General features: G+C 73.6%; 16 protein-coding genes. 7 read left to right on the top strand and 9 right to left on the bottom strand.

Going from position 1 to position 19,639, the window contains the following annotated elements; genetic code table 11:
- Positions 1 to 27: 27 nt before the first annotated feature.
- Positions 28 to 705 (bottom strand): methionine ABC transporter permease, encoded by a 678-nt coding sequence (locus CAE01nite_RS01815; protein ID WP_146899033.1) that lies wholly within the window; start codon positions 703 to 705, stop codon positions 28 to 30.
- The gene (locus CAE01nite_RS01810) at positions 702 to 1,691 is read right to left on the bottom strand and encodes a methionine ABC transporter ATP-binding protein (protein WP_146899030.1); all 990 of its coding nucleotides are present in this window, start codon (positions 1,689 to 1,691) and stop codon (positions 702 to 704) included. The genes CAE01nite_RS01815 and CAE01nite_RS01810 overlap by 4 nt, the downstream gene beginning before the upstream one ends.
- Before the next feature lie 320 nt (positions 1,692 to 2,011).
- Here CAE01nite_RS01810 and CAE01nite_RS01805 point away from each other — a divergent pair, with 320 nt between their 5' ends.
- Positions 2,012 to 2,671 carry an SDR family oxidoreductase gene (locus CAE01nite_RS01805; RefSeq protein ID WP_146899027.1) on the top strand — a complete coding sequence of 220 codons (660 nt, stop codon included), beginning with the start codon at positions 2,012 to 2,014 and terminating at the stop codon, positions 2,669 to 2,671.
- A 57-nt stretch (positions 2,672 to 2,728) separates the two neighbouring features.
- Here the strand turns inward: CAE01nite_RS01805 and CAE01nite_RS18695 are convergent, their stop codons facing one another.
- Positions 2,729 to 5,140: a sigma-70 family RNA polymerase sigma factor gene (locus CAE01nite_RS18695; protein ID WP_186816374.1), complete on the bottom strand. Its 2,412-nt coding sequence runs from the start codon at positions 5,138 to 5,140 to the stop codon at positions 2,729 to 2,731.
- A 134-nt stretch (positions 5,141 to 5,274) separates the two neighbouring features.
- Here CAE01nite_RS18695 and CAE01nite_RS01795 point away from each other — a divergent pair, with 134 nt between their 5' ends.
- The 4 genes from CAE01nite_RS01795 to CAE01nite_RS01780 all read left to right on the top strand — a co-directional run bounded on the left by CAE01nite_RS01795 (position 5,275) and on the right by CAE01nite_RS01780 (position 10,366).
- Complete coding sequence (locus CAE01nite_RS01795) at positions 5,275 to 6,042, top strand: hypothetical protein (RefSeq protein WP_146899021.1); 768 nt, start codon at positions 5,275 to 5,277, stop codon at positions 6,040 to 6,042.
- Between the two features lie 60 nt (positions 6,043 to 6,102).
- A complete protein-coding gene (locus tag CAE01nite_RS01790; protein ID WP_146899018.1) occupies positions 6,103 to 6,792 on the top strand; it encodes a phosphotransferase in 690 nt (229 codons plus the stop codon).
- 30 nt (positions 6,793 to 6,822) lie between these two features.
- Positions 6,823 to 8,334, top strand: coding sequence for a patatin-like phospholipase family protein (locus CAE01nite_RS01785; RefSeq protein ID WP_146899016.1), 1,512 nt, complete (start codon positions 6,823 to 6,825; stop codon positions 8,332 to 8,334).
- 139 nt (positions 8,335 to 8,473) lie between these two features.
- On the top strand, positions 8,474 to 10,366 hold the full coding sequence (locus CAE01nite_RS01780; protein ID WP_186816373.1) for a pectate lyase-like domain-containing protein: 1,893 nt from the start codon (positions 8,474 to 8,476) through the stop codon (positions 10,364 to 10,366).
- A 76-nt stretch (positions 10,367 to 10,442) separates the two neighbouring features.
- On the opposite strand, the gene nrdF is transcribed toward CAE01nite_RS01780, so the two are convergent.
- The 4 genes from nrdF to nrdH all read right to left on the bottom strand — a co-directional run bounded on the left by nrdF (position 10,443) and on the right by nrdH (position 14,452).
- On the bottom strand, positions 10,443 to 11,417 hold the full coding sequence (gene nrdF / locus CAE01nite_RS01775; protein WP_146899010.1) for a class 1b ribonucleoside-diphosphate reductase subunit beta: 975 nt from the start codon (positions 11,415 to 11,417) through the stop codon (positions 10,443 to 10,445).
- A 196-nt stretch (positions 11,418 to 11,613) separates the two neighbouring features.
- Positions 11,614 to 13,752, bottom strand: coding sequence for a class 1b ribonucleoside-diphosphate reductase subunit alpha (gene nrdE / locus CAE01nite_RS01770; protein WP_371862878.1), 2,139 nt, complete (start codon positions 13,750 to 13,752; stop codon positions 11,614 to 11,616).
- Positions 13,722 to 14,138 (bottom strand): class Ib ribonucleoside-diphosphate reductase assembly flavoprotein NrdI, encoded by a 417-nt coding sequence (gene nrdI, locus CAE01nite_RS01765; protein WP_146899004.1) that lies wholly within the window; start codon positions 14,136 to 14,138, stop codon positions 13,722 to 13,724. The genes nrdE and nrdI overlap by 31 nt, the downstream gene beginning before the upstream one ends.
- A gap of 68 nt (positions 14,139 to 14,206) precedes the next feature.
- Positions 14,207 to 14,452, bottom strand: coding sequence for a glutaredoxin-like protein NrdH (gene nrdH / locus CAE01nite_RS01760; RefSeq protein ID WP_146899001.1), 246 nt, complete (start codon positions 14,450 to 14,452; stop codon positions 14,207 to 14,209).
- 458 nt (positions 14,453 to 14,910) lie between these two features.
- Between nrdH and CAE01nite_RS01755 the strand changes: the two genes are divergently transcribed.
- Positions 14,911 to 15,864: an SGNH/GDSL hydrolase family protein gene (locus CAE01nite_RS01755; protein WP_186816372.1), complete on the top strand. Its 954-nt coding sequence runs from the start codon at positions 14,911 to 14,913 to the stop codon at positions 15,862 to 15,864.
- 88 nt (positions 15,865 to 15,952) lie between these two features.
- Positions 15,953 to 18,073, top strand: a complete 2,121-nt coding sequence (locus CAE01nite_RS01750; protein ID WP_246130940.1) for a prolyl oligopeptidase family serine peptidase — start codon at positions 15,953 to 15,955, stop codon at positions 18,071 to 18,073.
- 68 nt (positions 18,074 to 18,141) lie between these two features.
- Here the strand turns inward: CAE01nite_RS01750 and CAE01nite_RS01745 are convergent, their stop codons facing one another.
- Positions 18,142 to 18,561: a heat shock protein transcriptional repressor HspR gene (locus CAE01nite_RS01745; RefSeq protein WP_146898995.1), complete on the bottom strand. Its 420-nt coding sequence runs from the start codon at positions 18,559 to 18,561 to the stop codon at positions 18,142 to 18,144.
- A 47-nt stretch (positions 18,562 to 18,608) separates the two neighbouring features.
- On the bottom strand, positions 18,609 to 19,598 hold the full coding sequence (locus CAE01nite_RS01740; RefSeq protein ID WP_146898992.1) for a DnaJ C-terminal domain-containing protein: 990 nt from the start codon (positions 19,596 to 19,598) through the stop codon (positions 18,609 to 18,611).
- Between the last annotated feature and the right edge of the window lie 41 nt (positions 19,599 to 19,639).

The raw sequence follows: 19,639 nt of genomic DNA, 5'->3' as shown, positions 1-19,639 counted from the left end.
TCTGTCGGTCAGTGGGTGCTGGGCGGGTCAGCGGTGGTCGAGCCGGCGCGCGACGGCGTCCCCGACGACCTGGATGGCCTGCACGACGACGACGATCACGACGATGCAGGCGACCATCACCGCGGTGTCGAAGCGCTGGTAGCCGTAGGAGATCGCCAGCGCGCCGAGCCCGCCGGCGCCGATCACCCCGGCCATGGCGGAGAACGAGATGAGCGAGACGACCGTGACGGTCACCGCGGAGACGAGGCCGGGCAGCGCCTCGCGCACGAGCACGGCGCCGAGGATCTTCCCGCGCGTGGAGCCCATCACCCGGGCCGCCTCGACCTTGCCGGGGCTGACCTCGCGCAGGGCCGACTCGGCCAGCCGGGCGAAGAACGGCACCGCGCCCAGGGTCAGCGGCACGACGGCGGCCTGCCAGCCGAGCGTCGTCCCGACCACCCACCGGGTGAACGGCAGGACGGCGATCATGAGGATGACGAACGGCAGCGACCGTCCGACGTTGACGACGAAGCCCACCACCGACGCCACGGTCCGCTGCGGCGTCAGGCCGCCCGGCGAGGTGGCGTGCAGCAGCATCCCGAGCGGCAGACCGAGCAGCACCGTCAGCACGGAGGAGACGGCGACCATCTCCAGCGTCTCCAGCGTGGCCAGCGGCAGCCGCTCGCGGATGATGTCGTTCTCCAGCAGGGCGTCCCACCAGCTCATCGGGTCACCTCCGCGTGGACGCCGGCGGCGTGCAGCCGGACCAGGGCGGCGTCGACCTCACCGGCCGGCAGGTCGAGCTGCAGCCGGCCGACCCGGCGTCCGGCGAGGGTCTCGATCGTCCCGGCGGCGATCTCGACCTGCGCACCGAGGCCGGCCACCGCGCTGAGGACGTCCCTCGTGGCGACGTCGTCGGTGGTGTACGCGACCTCGACCAGCGAGCGCTGGTCACCCAGCGGCAGGTCGGGGACGGGGATGAGCTCGCGGGCGAGCCGCGAGCCGTAGTGGGCGACGACGTCGCCGACCGGACCGCTCTCCACGACGCGGCCGTGCTCGAGCAGGGTGACCGAGTCGCAGATCTCGCGGACGACGGCCATCTCGTGGGTGATGATCAGCACGGTGATGCCCAGCCGGTCCCGCAGGTCGCGGATGAGCGCCAGGATCTGCCGGGTCGTCGCCGAGTCCAGCGCGGACGTCGGCTCGTCGCACAGCAGCACGGCGGGCTCGGTGGCCAGCGCCCGGGCGATGCCCACCCGCTGCTTCTGCCCGCCGGACAGCTGCCCCGGGTAGGAGTCGCCGCGGCCGCCCAGGCCGACCAGGTCCAGGAGCTCGGCGACCCGGGCGGCGCGCCGCGCGCGCGGCACCCCGGCGACCTCGAGCGGGTAGGCGACGTTCGCCGCCACCGTGCGGGAGTCGAGGAGGTTCACGTGCTGGAACACCATCCCGATCCGGCGCCGGGCGCTGCGCAGCCGCGCCTCCGGCAGGTCGGACAGGACCTCGCCGTCGACGGCCACGCTGCCGGACGTGGGTCGCTCCAGCACCGTGAGGCAGCGGATGAGCGTGGACTTGCCCGCACCGGAACGCCCGACGATGCCGTGGATGGCGGCGCGCGGGACGGCCAGGTCGATGCCGTCGAGCGCGACGACGTCCTCGCCGCGCGTCGGGTACACCTTGCGCAGGGCGGTCAGCTCGATGTGAGCGGGCGGCATGGAGCTCCTCGCGGTGCTGCGCGACAGCCGGCCCGGGCCGCGGTCGGGACCGCGTCGTCGGGTCGGCGGCGGCGCCGGGTGGGGGAACGGGCGGTGCGGCCGGCGGGGCCGCGGTGGGATCGCCGAGGGCGGCGGGGCGTCAGCCGAGGCGACGGGTGCACCCGCACAGGCCACGCATCGGTCCCACGGCAGACGCGAGGGGCGGCACGGGCGTGAGCAGGCCGGACATGGCCCCATTGCACCACACGGGTCGGGATGGGCCGGACGGGTGACCACGGCATGGCCGCGCACCGCGGACCGCCCGGCCCTAGCGTGGCGGCATGAGGATCGTCATCGCGGGTGGTCACGGCAAGATCGCGCTACGACTGGCCCGGCTGCTGTCCGGCGCCGGTCACGGCGCCGTGGGCCTGGTCCGCAACCCCGACCACGTGCCCGACGTCCGGGCGGCCGGCGGCGAGGCGGTCGTGCTCGACCTGGAGAGCGCCACGGCCGACGAGCTCGCCGCGCACCTCACGGGTGCCGACGCGGTGGTGTTCGCGGCGGGTGCGGGTCCGGGCAGCGGCGCCGCCCGCAAGGACACGGTCGACCGCGGCGCGGCGGTGCTGCTCGCCGAGGCCGCGGCGCTCGCCGGCGTGCGCCGGTACCTGCTCGTGTCGTCGATGGGCGCCGGCGCGGAGCCGCCGGCCGGCACCGACGACGTCTTCGCCACCTACCTGCGTGCCAAGACCGCCGCCGAGGAGGACCTGCGCGCCCGCGACCTCGACTGGACGATCGTGCGTCCCGGTGGCCTCACCGACGACCCCGGGACGGGTCGGGTGCGCCTGGAGCCGCAGGTCGCGCGCGGCCAGGTCCCCCGGGACGACGTCGCCGCGGTGCTGGCGGCCCTGCTCGGGGAGCCGGCGAGCGCGGGGCTGGTGCTCGAGCTCGTCTCCGGCGACCTGCCGGTCGACGAGGCGGTGCGGGCGGCCGTCAGCGGCTGAGGACGCCGTGGCGGGAGCCCGGCCGGGCGCCACTCGGCCGGAGCGCGCCGGAGAGTGTCAGGCGGCGGGAGCCGCCGGCGGGTCGACCGGGGGGTCACCGGGGTCCGTCTCCTCGGCGTCCGGGTCCGGCCGGCGGAGCGGCGCGGCGACGCTCAGCCCCGTGTCGTCGATCCCGGTCCCGCGCACGTCGAGGCCGACCCGGGTGCCCTCGTCCGGCACCACGTCGGCGTCGACGTCCAGCACCGCGGTCAGGGACGACGACGCCCCGCCCGCGAGCACGGGCAGGCAGAACTCCGCGGCGCCGCCCGGGGCGTCGTCCGCGCAGCGCTCCCAGACACCGTCGGCCGCCGGCTCGCCGTCGTCCGGCTCGTCGTCCAGGCTGACGCCGGCGGGGAGCACGAGCGCGGCGCGCAGGTCGGTCGCCGAGGACTGGCCCGTGTTGACGATCGTGACGGTCACCTCCTGCTCGGTCCCGCTCACCAGGACGAACCCGGCCTGCTCGGAGGCCACCGCCAGCGCCGCGGGGGTCGGCGGCGGTGGGTCGACCGGCGGCGGGTCGACCGGCGGCGGGTCGACCGGCGGCGGGTCGATCGGCGGCGGGTCGGTGGGCGCGGGGTCCGCGGGCGGCGGCGCCACCGGTCCGGGGTCCGTCACCAGGGGCACGACGACGACGGGCGGCGCGGTCGCCGCGGGCGGCGGGTCGACCGGGGTGCGGTCCGTGTCCGGCTCGGGGGTCGGCTGCGGGTCGGGCTGCAGCGGGTCCAGGATCGGCGAGTCCAGCAGCGGCGGTCCGGGCGTCACCGGATCGGCCGGTGCCGGCGGGGTCGACTCGGTGGGGGCCGCCTCCGACGGCGCAGCCGGCTGCTCGGGCGCTGGTGCCTGCTCGCTGCTGGTGTCCGGGGCCGGCGGCGGGTCCACCATGGCTCCGCCGACCGCGAGCGAGACGCCCACGACCCCCGCGGTGACGGCCCCGGCGACCCCGCCGGGCAGCGCCGCGATGAGGCCACCGATCCCACCGCCCGCGAGCGCGCTCGCACCCACGCCGGCCGCGGCACCCGACGCCACGCCGGCGCCCGCGCCGACCAGCACACCGGTCCCGGCAGCCGCCGCACCGGCGCCCGTCGCGCCCGCCACCGTCGCGCCGGAGGCGAGCGCACCGGCGCCGGAGGCGAGCGCGCCGGCACCCGAGGCGGCACCGGCCGCGCCGAGCCCACCGGCCGTACCCGCTGCCGCGGCCCCCGCGGTCGCGGCACCCGCGCCCGCAGTCCCGGCCGCCGCCGCGGCACCGGTCGTGCCGGCACCCGCCGCCACCGCCGACCCCGCACCGGCGGACCCGGCGCCCACCGCCGTACCCGCGCCCAGGCCCGTCACCGTGCCGGCGCCGGCCGCCGTGCCCGCACCTGCCGCCGTACTCGCTGCCGTGCCTGCTGCCGTGCCCGCTGCCGTGCCGCTCCCCACGGCCGCGGACCCGGCACCGGCAGCGCCGGACCCCGCCACGCCCGTGCCCACGGCCGACCCGGCGCCCGCCGTCCCGGCACCCGCACCCGCGGCTCCGGTCCCGACCGCTCCGGTGCCGGCGGCACCCGTCCCGGCGGCACCAGCACCCGCGCCCGCACCGGCACCCGCGCCCGCACCGAGGCCGGACGCCCCGAGCACGCCCACGGGCAGCGGCGAGGCGAGCGCCCCGAGACCGGCGACACCGAGCACGAGCGGCGCGATGATGCCGCGCAGCCCGTGGTTGACGTCCCCGAGCTCCAGGACGAGCAGCCGGCACTCGGCGCAGCCCTCGAGGTGCTCCTGCACCTGCGCGGTCTCGCGCTTGGCCAGGCCGCCGCGCACGTACGCACCGAGCTTGGAGTTGATCGCGCGGCACGCCTGCTGCGGCGTCGCAACCAGGTGCTGCTGCAGGTACGCCTCGCGCAGGCCCTCGCGCGCCCGGTACGCCAGCGCCGCGACGCCGTTCGCGGTGAGCCCGAGCAGCGGGGCGATCTGCGCCGGCGGGAGCCGCTCGATCTCGGTGTACCAGAGCACCGCCTGCCACCGTTCGGGCAGGGACCCGTACGCCCGGGCGACGACGCCGCGCTCGAAGCCGGCCAGCGCGGGGTCGTCCACCCCGCCGACCGGGCCGAACGCCGACTCGAACGTCGCCATGTCGTCGGTGGGCTGCACCCGCCGCCCGCTCTCCGCGCGGGCCTGCGCCAGCCGCCGCACCACGGTGAACAGGTACGCGCGGAAGGCGACGTCGGGCCCGCCGCCCTCACGAACGATCGCGTAGACCTTGGCGAAGGCGTCGCCGACGACGTCCTCGGCGTCCGCGCTGGACCGGGTGTACTGGCGCGCGACCATGCGCGCGGCCGCGGCGTGACGCTCGTAGAGCGCACCGAAGGCGCTCGAGTCGCCGGCACGAGCCGCCGTGATCAGCTCCGCATCGCTGGAGTCGTGGCCCCACGCCGCGGCCGTCTCGCTCACTGCCGCTCCTTCGTCCCCGCCCGATGTCCACGTCAGCGTGCCATGGATCACCCTGAGGTGGGGACGGCGTCCCATGGTGAAATCTCTTCCCCGTTTCCGCGTCATGACGGGCCCACCTGGCACTCTCATCCACCGTGACGACCACCCACCGGTCGGCCGGTTCGCCGCCCGACGTCCGCGACCGCTGGCGCGCCAGCAGTGTCGCGTCCGTCTGGCTGCGCCCTGCCGACTGGTACCACCCGGCCGTGGACGCGCTGATCGAGGCCGTCCTCGCCGGCGAGGACGGCGGCCCGGCCGCCGAGCGCCTGGGTGAGGCCCGCGCCGAGGCCGGGGTGGGGATCAGCGAGACCATCGACGACCTGGCGTGCCTGTTCGACGCCGCCGAGCTCGCCGGACCGCCGCTCGGGCTGGTCCGGTCGCTGTGCGAGGGGTGGGCGGCCGGGCAGGCCGCCGGCCCGGTGCTGACCCACTGCATCGACCCGGACTCGGGTCTGCCCACCGCCGAGTACCTGGGCGTCCGCCTGACCGAGACCTACGGGACCGCCGAGCGCACCGGCCGCCGCGCCGGTGACACCCATGCCCTCCTGGTGACCGACGTGGAGGCGAGCCCGCTGGCGCCGTGGTCGCGGATCGTGCGCTCCGCGGTCGTGGGCCAGGGGCTGGTCCTGACGTTCGGAGAGGGCCACCCCATGGCCGCGCTGGGCGGCGGGGTCTTCGCCGTGCTGGTCGAGCGGGGCTCCGACCTCGGGGCGACGGCGATGCACCTGCGGACGGCGCTCACCGACCACGCCCGCTCCATGGGCGCCCAGGACCTGGTCCGCGAGCCACCGCGGGTCTGGCTGGAGCCCCTGCCGGACACCCGGATGCAGGCCGTCGAGCTCCTCGAGCACCTGCACCGCTGACGGCCCGCGGGTGCCCCGGCGTGTCGGGACATCCGCACGGCCCGGGACTACCGTCGGCCTATGACGTCACCCGGTGTCACCGAGCCCGGGGCCGGTCCCGGTCCGCTGCTGGCGGAGGGCACGACCGCGGACCTCTTCCTGCTCGACGACGACCGCGTGCTGCGCCGCTACCGCGAGAGGCACGACCTCTCCCGCGAGGTCGCGATCATGCGCCACCTGGGAGCGCACGGCTTCCCCGTGCCGCAGGTGTGGGCCGCCGAGGGTCTCGACCTCGTCATGGAGCGGGTGCACGGCCCGACGCTCCTGCAGGGACTGGTCGCGGAGGAGATCACGATCCCCGCGGGCGCCCAGCTGCTCGCCGACCTGCATCACCGCCTGCACGCCGTCCCCCCTCCGGAGGGCGAGGAGCACGCCGTCGTGCACCTCGAGCTGCACCCGGGCAACGTCGTGCTGAGCGAGACGCACGGCCCCGTCCTGCTCGACTGGTCCCACGCCCGCACCGGGCCCGCCGACCTCGACGTCGCGCTGACCGGCGTCCTCATCGCGGAGGTCGCCGTCGACGACGACACCGAGTACACCCGGGGCGCGCGCGCGTTCCTGGCCGCCTTCCTCGCCGCCGCCGACGGCGACCCCGCCTCGCAGGTGGACGCCGCGCTGCGGATCCGCGACGAGGACCGGTCGCTGGTCCCGGGCGAGCGGGCGCTGCTCGCCCCGGCCGCCGAACTCGTCCGGCACTTCTGCTCCCTGTAGGCCGGCGCGCCGGCCGCTAGCGTCGGAGCGGTGACCCGCACCCGGACCCTGGGCAGCCGGCTCCCCCGGGAGCCGATCGCGACGCGCCTGCTGCGTCCGAGGCAGCGCCGGGACGCGCTGGTGCTCAGCGGCGGCGGGTCCCGTGCCAGCTTCGAGATCGGGGCGCTGCGCTACCTGTACGACGTCGTCGGCATCGAGCCGGCGGTGATCGCCGGGACGTCGGCGGGCTCGGTGCTCGCCGTCGTGCTCGCGCAGAGCGCCGACGCCGCGGGCCAGCGCCGCTCGCTGGACGACCTGGAGCGCATCTGGCGCGGCCTGGAGGCGTCGTCGGACCTGTTCGAGGAGACGGACTGGTTCGCCACCCTGCGGCGGATCGCTCCTGAGTGGGTCGAGGTGTTCCAGCGTCGACGGCGCCTGGCCACCACCCCGTCCTGGATCGCCCGTCCCGGCGGACGGCCGGAGGAGGGCGTCGACGGTCCGGCCGACGCACCGCTGTGGGCGCCGTTCCGCTCGGTCGAGGCCCTGCTGGCGCTGCGGACCCTGGGCCGGACCGGGCGTGACCTGGAGCGGGTCCTCGACTCGGCCGAGCGGTCCCAGGGCGTGTTCGTCCCGGGTCGGATCACCGAGCTGGTCCAGGACCCGGCGGTGTTCGACCCGGCGCGGGTGGCGCGGTCGGGGGTGCGCCTGCGGATCGCCGTCGTCGGCCTGGAGTCCGGCGAGCTGCGGTACGTCACCGAGGAGGGCCGTCTCGTCGACCGCGCGAACCGGCCCCTGCCGGACGCCGAGCCGGTGGCCCTGGCCGACGCCGTGCGCGCGTCCTCGGCGATCCCGGTCGTGTTCCCGCCGGTGCTGCTGTCCGGCGAGCACTACGTCGACGGCGGCGTGCGCGAGGTGCTGCCCCTGGAGATCGCCGCCCGGGACCTGCGGGCGTCGCGGTGCTACGCCGTGGTGGCGTCAGCGGGCGGCAGCCGCCCGGAGGGCAGCTTCGCAGACCGCAACCTGGTCGCGATCATGTACCGCTCGTACTCGGACATCATGTGGGACGAGGTGCTGCGCGACGAGGTGGAGCTGGCCCGGAGGTCGTCGGCGGTCACCCTCATCCAGCCCGAGGTCGACGTCCACGACGGCCTCACCGTCGAGCCGGGCCTCATCGCGATCGCGATCGACCACGGGTGGATGCGCGCCGCCGACGTCGTCCGGCGCAGCGACGAGGCGCAGTGCCGACTGACCCGCGACATCGTCCTGCTGCGCCGGGACCTGTGGGCCGCGCAGAGCGCGGGCGCAGCGGCGGCGCCGGTGGGCAGCGCAGCGGCGGCGTCGGTGGGGAGCGCAGCGGCCGGGTCGACGGCGAGCGCTGCGGCGGGGGCAGCGGCGGCCGCAGCAGGGGGACCGACAGCGGGCTCCACGGCGGGTGGCCGTGGGGGCGACGGCGACGGGCTGCCGGCCGACGTCCCCGCGCTCCGGCACCGGCTGCGCGAGCTGGTGGCCGCGAAGGACGACGACCTCCTGCCGGACGGCGCCCACCGGTGGTGGCAGGACTGACCCGGGCGACGCCCGTCGGGCGGTCCAGCCGACGCCCTGCGGCCGCTTGACACGCCGTGGGAGCGCGGCCACATTGACACGGCCCAGTGACACCGGTCACTGCGCGTGCTCGACCTCGACGGAGAGGACTCGGCCCCGCATGACGTCAGGACAGGACCCCCGCACCGCCCGAACCACCCGCACACCGAGGCGTCACCTGCCTCGAGCCGTCCGACCGGTGCTCGCCCTCGGGCTCGCGCTGGCGACGGCGCTCACCACCGGCCTCAGCGCCGGGGCGGCACCACCCCCGCCGCCGCCCAGCGCCACCGCGCCGGACCTGGGACCGAACGTCGTCGTGTTCGACCCGGGCATGCCGGTCGCGGAGATCCAGGCGCGGGTCGACGCGATCCACGCCCAGCAGGTGGACGCCGAGATGGGCACCGCCCGCTGGGCGCTGCTGTTCAAGCCTGGCACGTACGGCACCGCCGCCGAGCCGCTGCAGATGAAGGTCGGCTACTACACCGAGGTCGCCGGCCTCGGCGCGTCCCCGACCGACGTGACCATCAACGGCAAGATCGAGGTCTACAACCGGTGCACCGAGGGCGGCGGCACCGCCAACTGCCTCGCCCTGGTCAACTTCTGGCGCACGCTGTCCAACCTCACGCTGCAGGTCAACGGCGCCGGTCAGGACGGCTGCCGGGCGACGGCGAACTTCTGGGCGGTCTCCCAGGCGGTGTCCCTGCGCCGGGTGAACGTCACCGGCGGCACCCTGTCGCTGATGGACTACTGCACCGCCGGACCGCAGTTCGCCAGCGGCGGCTTCATCGCCGACTCCCGGGCGGGCGACGTCGTCAACGGCTCGCAGCAGCAGTGGCTCACCCGCAACAGCCGGATCGGCACCTGGTCGAACGGGGTGTGGAACCAGGTGTTCGCCGGGGTCGAGGGGGCGCCCGCGGACAACACGTTCCCCACGCCGCCCTACACGACGCTCGAGCAGACCCCCGTCAGCCGGGAGAAGCCGTACCTGTACGTCGACGACCAGGGCCGCTGGAACGTCCGCGTCCCGTCGGCGCAGGTGGCGTCCCGCGGGACGACCTGGTCCGAGGGCCTGACCCCCGGGCGCTCCATCCCGATCACCGACTTCTACCTCGCCCGGCCGTCGGACCCGGTGCAGCTCATCAACCAGCAGGTCGCGCGTGGCCGTCACCTGCTGCTCACGCCCGGCGTCTACGACGTCGACCGGTCCATCGCCGTCAAGAAGGCCGACACCGTGGTGCTGGGCCTGGGGCACGCCACCCTCACCGCCGTGGACGGCGCCACGCCGCTGCGGCTCGCCAACGCGCCGGGCATCGTCGTCGCGGGCCTGACCGTGGACGCCGGCCCGGAGAGGTCCGACGTCCTGCTCCAGGTCGGCACGCCGAACGGCAACCACCGCAACCGCGAGCCGCTCAACCCCACCACGCTGAGCGACGTCTACTTCCGCATCGGCGGGCCGCACGTGGGCAACGCCGACGTCACCCTCGAGGTCAACAGCGACCACGTGCTGCTCGACCACATCTGGGCGTGGCGCGCCGACCACGGCGTGCCGGGCAGCTTCGGCTGGGACGTCAGCGCGGGGGACAACGGCGTGGTCGTCAACGGCGACGACGTCACCGCGACCGGCCTCTTCGTCGAGCACTACCGCGAGTACAACGTCATCTGGAACGGCGAGCGCGGCCGCACGGTGCTGTTCCAGAACGAGCTGCCCTACGACCCGCCGAACCAGACCGCGTGGCAGCACGACGGCGTCCTGGGCTGGGCGGCCTACAAGGTGGCCGATGAGGTCCGGACCCACGAGCTGTGGGGCGGCGGGGCGTACGTGTTCACCAACGTCGACCCGTCCCTCCACGCGACGCGGGGCTTCGAGGTGCCGGACACCCCCGGGGTCCGGCTGCACCACGTCATGACGGTGAACCTCGGCGCCGGCACGATCGACCACGTCGTCAACGACACCGGTGCGCCGGTGGACAACAGCAACACCGGGCAGCCGAGCTCCGTGGTCGAGTACCCGTGACCGTCCGTCCCTGAGGCAGACGACAGCACCCCGGCGCTTCCTAGCGCCGGGGTGCTGTCGTGATGGGCGGGACGGGTCAGAAGTCCCAGTCCTCGTCCTGCGTGTTGACGGCCTTCCCGATGACGTACGACGAGCCGGACCCGGAGAAGAAGTCGTGGTTCTCGTCGGCGTTCGGGGACAGCGCGGACAGGATCGCCGGGTTGACGTCGGTCTCGTCCTTGGGGAACAGCGCCTCGTAGCCCAGGTTCATCAGCGCCTTGTTGGCGTTGTAGCGCAGGAACTTCTTGACGTCCTCGGTGAGGCCGACGCCGTCGTAGAGGTCCTGGGTGTACTCCACCTCGTTGTCGTACAGCTCGAACAGCAGCTCGTAGGTGTAGTCCTTGAGCTCGGCGCGCGTGGCGGCGTCGACCCGCTCCAGCCCGCGCTGGAACTTGTAGCCGATGTAGTACCCGTGCACGGCCTCGTCGCGGATGATCAGGCGGACCAGGTCGGCCGTGTTCGTCAGCTTGGCGCGCGAGGACCAGTACATCGGCAGGTAGAAGCCGGAGTAGAACAGGAACGACTCCAGCAGCGTGCTGGCGACCTTGCGCTTGAGCGGGTCGTCACCGCGGTAGTAGTCCATGACGATCGCGGCCTTGCGCTGCAGGTACGGGTTCTCCTCCGACCAGCGGAACGCGTCGTCGATCTCGGCCGTCGTGTTCAGCGTCGAGAAGATCGACGAGTACGACTTCGCGTGGACCGACTCCATGAACGCGATGTTCGTGTAGACGGCCTCCTCGTGCGGCGTGATCGCGTCCGGGATGAGGGAGACCGCGCCGACCGTCCCCTGGATCGTGTCGAGCAGCGTCAGCCCGGTGAAGACCCGGCTGGTGAGCACCTTCTCCCCGGCCGTGAGCGTGTTCCACGACTGGATGTCGTTGGAGACCGGGATCTTCTCCGGCAGCCAGAAGTTCCCGACCAGCCGGTCCCAGACCTCGGAGTCCTTCTCGTCCTCGATCTTGTTCCAGTTGATCGCCGACACCCGGCTGACCAGCTTGAGCTTCTCCGACATGACTACTTCATCTCCAGACGAGGGCGAGACAACGAGACGACGGCCCGACCCCGAGGGCCGGCGACGACAGACGCGAGCGTGGCGGCGGCAGGGCCGGCTCCGGTGTGGTGGGCGTCAAGCGCCGACGAAGGAGGCGCCGGGCAGAGCCGGCCCTGCCGCCGCCGCGCGGACCCGACCGAGGCGCCGGAGCACGACCTCACAGCATGCACGACACGCAACCCTCGACCTCGGTCCCCTCCAGCGCCATCTGGCGCAGGCGGATGTAGTAGAGGGTCTTGATGCCCTTGCGCCAGGCGTAGATCTGCGCCTTGTTGATGTCCCGCGTGGTGGCGGTGTCCTTGAAGAACAGCGTCAGCGACAGTCCCTGATCGACGTGCTGGGTGGCCGCCGCGTAGGTGTCGATGATCTTCTCGTAGCCGATCTCGTACGCGTCCTGGTAGTACTCCAGGTTGTCGTTCGTCAGGAAGGGCGCCGGGTAGTAGACGCGCCCGATCTTCCCCTCCTTGCGGATCTCGATCTTCGAGGCCACCGGGTGGATCGACGACGTCGAGTTGTTGATGTACGAGATCGAGCCCGTGGGCGGGACGGCCTGCAGGTACATGTTGTAGATGCCGAACCGGCGCACCGACTCGGCCAGCTCGCGCCAGTCGTCCTGCGTCGGGATGTGCTGGCCGGCCTCGGCGAACAGCTGCCGGACGCGCTCGGTGGCCGGCTCCCAGGCGCCGCCGATGTACTTCGCGAAGTACTCCCCCGTCGCGTAGGTGGAGCTCTCGAAGCCCTCGAACGCGCGGCCGCGCTCGATCGCGAGCCGGTTGGAGGCCCGGATCGCGTGGTAGGCGACCGTGTAGAAGTAGATGTTCGTGAAGTCCAGGCCCTCGGCGGACCCGTAGTGGATCCGCTCCCGGGCCAGGTACCCGTGCAGGTTCATCTGCCCCAGGCCGATGGCGTGGCCGGCGTCGTTGGCGCGCTTGATGGACGGCACCGACTCGATGGCCGTCTGGTCCGAGACCGCGGTGAGTGCGCGGATCGCGACCTCGACGGTGCTGCCGAGGTTCGGGGAGTCCATCGCCAGGGCGATGTTCATCGAGCCGAGGTTGCAGGAGATGTCCTTGCCGATGTGGCTGTAGGACAGGTCCTCGTTGAACTCCGACGGCGTCGAGACCTGCAAGATCTCCGAGCACAGGTTCGAGTGCGTCACCCGGCCGGCGATGGGGTTGGCCCGGTTCACGGTGTCTTCGTACATGATGTACGGGTAGCCCGACTCGAACTGGATCTCCGCCAGCGTCTGGAAGAACTCGCGGGCGTTGATCTTCGTCTTGCGGATCCGGCCGTCGTCGACCATCTCGTGGTACTTCTCGGTCACCGAGATGTCCGCGAACGGCACCCCGTAGACGCGCTCCACGTCGTACGGCGAGAACAGGTACATGTCCTCGTTCTTCTTCGCCAGCTCGAACGTGATGTCCGGGATGACGACCCCGAGCGAGAGGGTCTTGATGCGGATCTTCTCGTCCGCGTTCTCCCGCTTGGTGTCCAGGAACCGCAGGATGTCCGGGTGGTGCGCGTGCAGGTACACCGCGCCGGCGCCCTGGCGGGCACCGAGCTGGTTGGCGTAGGAGAAGGAGTCCTCGAGCAGCTTCATCACCGGGATGACGCCGGACGACTGGTTCTCGATGTGCTTGATCGGCGCGCCGTGCTCACGGATGTTGCTCAGCAGCAGGGCCACACCGCCGCCGCGCTTGGACAGCTGCAGGGCGGAGTTGATGCCGCGCGCGATCGACTCCATGTTGTCCTCGATGCGCAGCAGGAAGCAGGAGACCGCCTCGCCGCGCTGGGCCTTGCCTGAGTTGAGGAACGTCGGCGTCGCCGGCTGGAAGCGGCCCGCGATGATCTCGTCGACCATGCTCACGGCGAAGTCCTGGTCGCCGCCGGCCAGGGTGAGGGCCACCATGCAGACGCGGTCCTCGAAGCGCTCGAGGTAGCGCTTCCCGTCGAAGGTCTTCAGCGTGTACGAGGTGTAGTACTTGAACGCGCCGAGGAACGTCTCGAACCGGAACTTCTTAGAGTACGCGTACTCGAACAGCGTCTTGACGAACGCGAAGTCGTACTTCTCGAGGATCTCCGGCTCGTAGTACTTGTTCTCGACCAGGTACTCGAGCTTCTCCTCCAGGTTGTGGAAGAAGACCGTGTTCTGGTTGACGTGCTGCAGGAAGTACTGGCGCGCCGCCGCCCGGTCCTTGTCGAACTGGATCTCCCCGTTCGGACCGTAGAGGTTCAGCATCGCGTTGAGCGCGTGGTAGTCGAGCCCTACGCCGGGATCTGTCGCTGTCGCTGCCAAAACTGTCCCAATCCTTCGCGGACGCGGATGACGTCCTGGGGGGTGCCCATGATCTCGAAGCCGTAGAGGAACGGCACGGAGCACTTGGCGGAGATGATGTGACCGGCGAGGAGGTAGGTCTCGCCGAAGTTGGTGTTGCCCGCCGCGATGACGCCGCGGATCAGCGCCCGGTTGGCCGGGTCGTTGAGGAACCTCACGACCTGGCGCGGGACCGCGCCGCCCTCCTTGCCGCTGCCGTACGTCGGCAGGACGAGCACGTAGGGCTCGGTGACCCGCAGGGGCGGCTCACCCGGCGTCAGCGGGATCCGCTGGGCGGGCAGCCCGAGCTTCTCCATGAAGCGGTGCGTGTTCTCCGACGCGCTCGAGAAGTAGACCAGCGAGCTCATCGCGCGCTCTCCTCGGGACGTCGGGCCGTGCGGCGGTGCGGGTGATGCCGTGGTGCGGTCGGGCTCGCTCAGGCGACGGCGACCGAGGACGCCTCGACGATCGACCGGATGCGGTCCGGGCGGTAGCCCGACCAGTGGTCGGCGCCGGCCACGACGACCGGGGCCTGCATGTGCCCGAGCGACATCACGTAGTCACGGGCGGAGGGATCCATGCTGATGTCCACGATCGTGTAGTCCAGGCCGGCCTTGTCCAGCGCGCGGTACGTCGCGTTGCACTGGACGCATGCCGGCTTGCTGTACACGGTGATGCTCATCGGTTCCCCCACGGTTCGGGCGTCGGCGGCCTGTCCGCGACACCTCCACAGTAGTCCGACTGCTGGGGAATCACAACGGTGCAACACCAGACCTGGGGGTGCGTTGCACCACCGACCACTAGGTCTAGTGGTGACTGTGGACGAGCGGTACTCAGCCGTCCCCAGCCTGGGGACGACCGACGACGACCGCGCCGACCCGCCGCTCACCTGCGCGATCACCCCCGCGACCCCCTGTCCCCGCCAGGGCCGCGGGCCCGTCCGCCCACAGACAGGCCCACCGGACGGTCGCGCTCGTGCACAGTGCCGGGCCCGGGACGACGTCGTCCAACGCCCCGCGTGTCGCACGGCGGGCCGCCCCGGGCGATCGCCTGCGGCGCACACCGCGACCGGCGTACCGTCGCCCCAGGGCGGCGACGACGCCGCCCGACCCACGAGGGGGCACCGACGTGAAGCGCATCGTGTCTGTCCTGACCACCGCCGCCACCACGATCGCCGCCACGGCGGTACTGGTCCTGACCGGGCCGGCCGCCTCCGCCGCCGTCGACCCCTTCGGCCTGGACCCGCGCGTGGCCCCCAGCCGTCCGATCTACCTCGCTCTCGGCGACTCGCTCGCCGCGGGCCAGGCCTCCGTCGCACCGACCGGGAGCGCGGGGCGCAGCACCGTCCTGCAGTGGCGGGCGCGGGGATTCGTCGCCCAGCTCCACCAGGACCTGCAGCAGGACCTCGACTGCCGCGAGGACCGGCCCCGCGGCGCGGACCGCGACGGCTGCCTGCGCCTGCAGCTGGTCAACATGTCGCGGACCGGCATCCCGGGCGGCCCCGGCGGCGTGACCACAGCCACGGTCCTGCAGCCCGGGGACCAGCTCGACCGGGCGGTCGCGCTCATCACCGAGCGCAACGGCAACGCCTCGGCGCGCGACGACGTCGAGGTCGTCTCGGTCACCGTCGGCGGGAACGACCTGTTCGGCGCGGCCGTGGCGGCCTGCGTCCAGAGCCCCCGGCCGGACCTGACCTGCGCGACGGCCCTCGCCACGACGTTCCAGGGCTTCGCGAGCCGCTACGACGAGATCCTGGGCGACCTGCGTGCCGCCGGGGGCGAGGACCTCGTCCTGCTGACGACGACGTACTACAACCCCCTGCCGTTCTGCGACCTGGGCGCGGCCGACCCTGCGCGGGCGACGGCGCTGGGGAACTGGATCCTCGAGGGCGGCACGCTGCCCGGGCTCGGCACCCTGGAGACGGGCTTCAACGACCTCGTCCGCGGGCTGTCGGCCGAGCACGGAGCCGTCGTGGCCGACACGTTCGGGACCGTGGGCGCCGGGGACTTCGTGGGCGGCGCCGACTGCGTGCACCCGGACGCCGAGGGTCACGCGAAGATCGCCGACGTGTTCGCCGAGGCCTTCCGCGAGTAGCCCGTCACCGAGGTGGCGCCGCGCCGGCGCGGCGCAGGTCGCCGTGCGTCGGTTTGCCCCCGCGCACGGGGCGACGAATGATGCGCCCGTGGACACGCAGACCCGGATCGACGACGACCCGTACGCCTGGCTCGAGGACGTCGACGGCGAGCGCGCCCTGGAGTGGGTGCGCGCGCGCAACGCCGAGGCGATGGACCGGCTGGGCGGTGCGCCCGGCTTCGACGCCATCCGGCGCGAGGTGCTCGAGGTCCTCGACTCCGACGCCAAGATCCCGCTGGTCAGCCGCGCGGGCGACCGGCTCTACAACTTCTGGCGCGACGGCGACCACGAGCGCGGGCTGTGGCGACGGACGACGCTGGAGCAGTACCGCACCGACGACCCCGAGTGGGAGACGCTGCTGGACCTCGACGCCCTGAGCGCCGCGGAGGGCGAGAGCTGGGTGTGGCACGGCGCGCAGGTGCTGCGCCCGGACTGCCGGCGGGCGCTGGTCTCGCTGTCCCGCGGCGGCTCCGACGCCGACGTCACGCGCGAGCTCGACCTCGACACGCTCACCTGGGTCGAGGACGGGTTCGTCCGCCCCGAGGCCAAGGGCGGCCTCGGGTGGGTCGACGCCGACACCGTGTTCGCCTACACCGACCTCGGCCCGGGCACCATGACGTCGTCGGGCTACCCCCGCACCGTGCGGCGCTGGACGCGCGGGACCCCCCTCGCCGACGCGCCGCTGGTCTTCGAGGGCGAGCCGGACGACCTGTACATCTCGGCGCACCACGACCGCACCCCCGGCTTCGAGCGGGACCTCGTGGTGCGGGCCATCGCGTTCTACCGCCAGCAGGTCTTCCTGCTCGCCGGCGACGGCGCCCTGACGCTCCTGGACGTGCCTGAGAGCGCCGAGGTCAGCGTCCACCGCGAGTGGCTGCTGGTCGAGCTGCGCGAGGAGTGGCAGGCCGGCGGCGCGGTCCACCCCGCCGGGGCGCTGCTCGCCGCCCCCCTGGACGACTACCTCGCCGGCTCGCGCGCCCTGGAGGTCCTGTTCCGCCCGACCCCGTCGACGTCGCTCGCCGGGCTCACGTGGACCCGCTCGCACCTCGTGCTGACGGTCCTCGACGACGTCCGGCACGAGGTCCGCGTGCTGACGCCGGGCGCCGACGGCACGGACGGCTGGGCGACGTCCGACCTGCCCGGTGCGCCGGAGCTCACCACGGTGTCCGTCGCCGGCGTCGACCCGGACGAGTCCGAGGACCTGTGGATGACGACGTCGGGCTACCTCACGCCGACGACCCTGTCCCTCGTCACCGTCGGCACGCCGAACGCGGCGCCGGAGCCGCTCAAGGCGATGCCGGCGTTCTTCGACGCCTCGCGGCACACCGTCGAGCAGCACATGGCGACGTCCGACGACGGCACGCGGGTGCCGTACTTCCTGGTCCGGCCCACGGACCTGGCCCTGGACGGGACCGCCCCGACCCTGCTGTACGGCTACGGCGGGTTCGAGATCTCGCTGACGCCGTCGTACTCCGGTGGGCTCGGTCGCGGCTGGGTGGCGCGCGGCGGGGTGTACGTCGTCGCCAACATCCGCGGCGGCGGCGAGTACGGGCCGCGCTGGCACCAGCTCGCCCTCACCGAGAACCGGCACCGCGCCTACGAGGACTTCGCCGCCGTCGCCCGCGACCTCGTCGCCCGCGGCGTCACCCGCCCCGAGCGCCTCGGTGTCCAGGGCGGCAGCAACGGCGGTCTGCTGACCGGGAACATGCTGGTCGGCTACCCCGACCTCATCGGCGCCGCGGTGATCCAGGTGCCGCTGCTGGACATGAGGCGGTACAGCCACCTGCTCGCCGGCGCCTCGTGGATGGCCGAGTACGGCGACCCGGACGACCCGACGCAGTGGAGGTTCATCCGGACGTTCTCCCCGTACCACCTGGTCGACGCCGAGCGCCCCTACCCGCCGGCGCTGCTGACGACGTCGACCCGGGACGACCGGGTCCACCCCGGCCACGCCCGCAAGATGACCGCCCTGCTTCGCGAGCTGGGCAAGGACGTGACGTACTACGAGAACGTCGAGGGCGGTCACGGCGGGGCCGCGACCAACGCCCAGGCCGCGCACATGACGGCGCTGGCGTACACGTTCCTGTGGCAGCGCCTCGCCGGTGACGTGCCGACGTCGGCCGAGTCCGGAGCGGGCGCGGGCGTCGAGGGCGACGGCACCGCCGCCTGACCCCGGGTGCGCGTCGGCCTCCACCCCGGCGAGGGTGGAGGCCGTCGTCGTCCTCCGTGGTGCTCACGTCAGCGCCCGGAGGGCCGCCACAGCACCAGGGCGCCGGCGCCCGCGTGCTCGCGCTCGCCGCGGCGGCTGCGCGTGCCGCGCGGCACGGCGACGACCTCGCCCCCCGGGCCGGCGGTGAAGATCCGACGGCCGGGCTCGGCCATCGCACGCAGCACCTCCACCTGCGCCTCGAGCCGCTCGACCTGCTGCTCCAGGCGCAGGATCCGCTTGATCCCGGCGAGGTTGATGCCCTCCTCCTGGGAGAGCCGCTGCACCTCGCGCAGCGTCGCGACGTCCCGCAGCGAGTAGCGCCGTCCGCGGCCTCGCGCGCGGCTGGGCGAGACGAGGCCGAGGCGGTCGTACTGGCGCAGGGTCTGCGGGTGCATCCCCGCCAGCTCGGCCGCGACCGAGATCACGAAGACCTGTGCGTCGTCCTGCATGGCCGTCCTCCTCGCCCGTGCCTGCCGGTGCCCGTGCCTGCCCGTGCCTACTCGCGCGCGCGTGCCGCGAGCTCGGCGCGCGGGTCCTCGGCCGCGGTCGCCTTGGCGAACGCCTCGACGGCGTCGCGCGCGGCGCCGTTGAGCCGCTGCGGGACGGCGACCTGGAGGGTCACCAGCAGGTCACCGGTGCCCTTCCCCGTGGTCACGCCCCTGCCGCGGGCGCGCAGCACCCGTCCGGACGGCGTGCCCTCGGGGACCTTGAGCCGGACCGTCGTGCCGTCCAGCGTCGGGACGTCGACCGTCGTGCCGAGCGCCGCCTCCGCGAACGTGACCGGGACCGTCACGCGCACGTCGTTGCCGTCCAGCGAGAAGACCGGGTGCGGCAGCACCTTGACGGTGACGATGAGGTCACCGGGCTGGCCGCCGGGCTCGGACGCGCGGCCCTTGCCGCGCATGCGGATCTTCTGCCCGTCGTGCACGCCGGCCGGGATGCGGACCGTGAGGTTCGACCCGTCCACGGCGAGCGTCACGGTCGAGCCCTGCACCGCCTGCCGGAACGGCAGGGTCGCCGTCGCGGAGAGGTCGATGCCCGCCTGCGGGGCGCGGAACCCCCCGCCGCCACCGAACAGGCCGCCGAGGATGTCTTCGAAGCCCGCCCCGCCGGCCGCGCCGGGCTGCTGGTAGCGCACCCGGGGGCCGCCGCCCGCGCCGGCCCCGGCACCCGCGCCGAAGAGCCCCCCGAACAGGTCCTCGAAGCCCGCGGCGCCGCCGGGACCGCCGCCCGGGGTGAACCGCGCGCCGCCCGCCATGGCGCGCAGCTGGTCGTACTGCTGACGCTGCTCGGGGTCGGACAGCACGGCGTAGGCCTCGCCGACCTCCTTGAAGCGCGCCTCGGCGCGGTCGTCACCAGGGTTGTGGTCCGGGTGCAGGGTCCGTGCGAGCTTGCGGTACGCCTTCTTGATCTCGTTCGCGTCGGCGGTCTTGGAGACGCCGAGCACGGCGTAGAAGTCCTTCTCCAGCCAGTCCTGCCCCGTCATGGCGCCTCCCCTCCTGTGCTGTGCTGCGTGGTGGTGCCCCG

This window comes from Cellulomonas aerilata (assembly GCF_007991755.1).
In the GTDB taxonomy this organism is placed as follows: Bacteria; Actinomycetota; Actinomycetes; order Actinomycetales; family Cellulomonadaceae; genus Pengzhenrongella; species Pengzhenrongella aerilata.
Note: the sequence above shows the minus strand (reverse complement) of the source record. Positions and strands in the feature narration are given on the sequence as shown.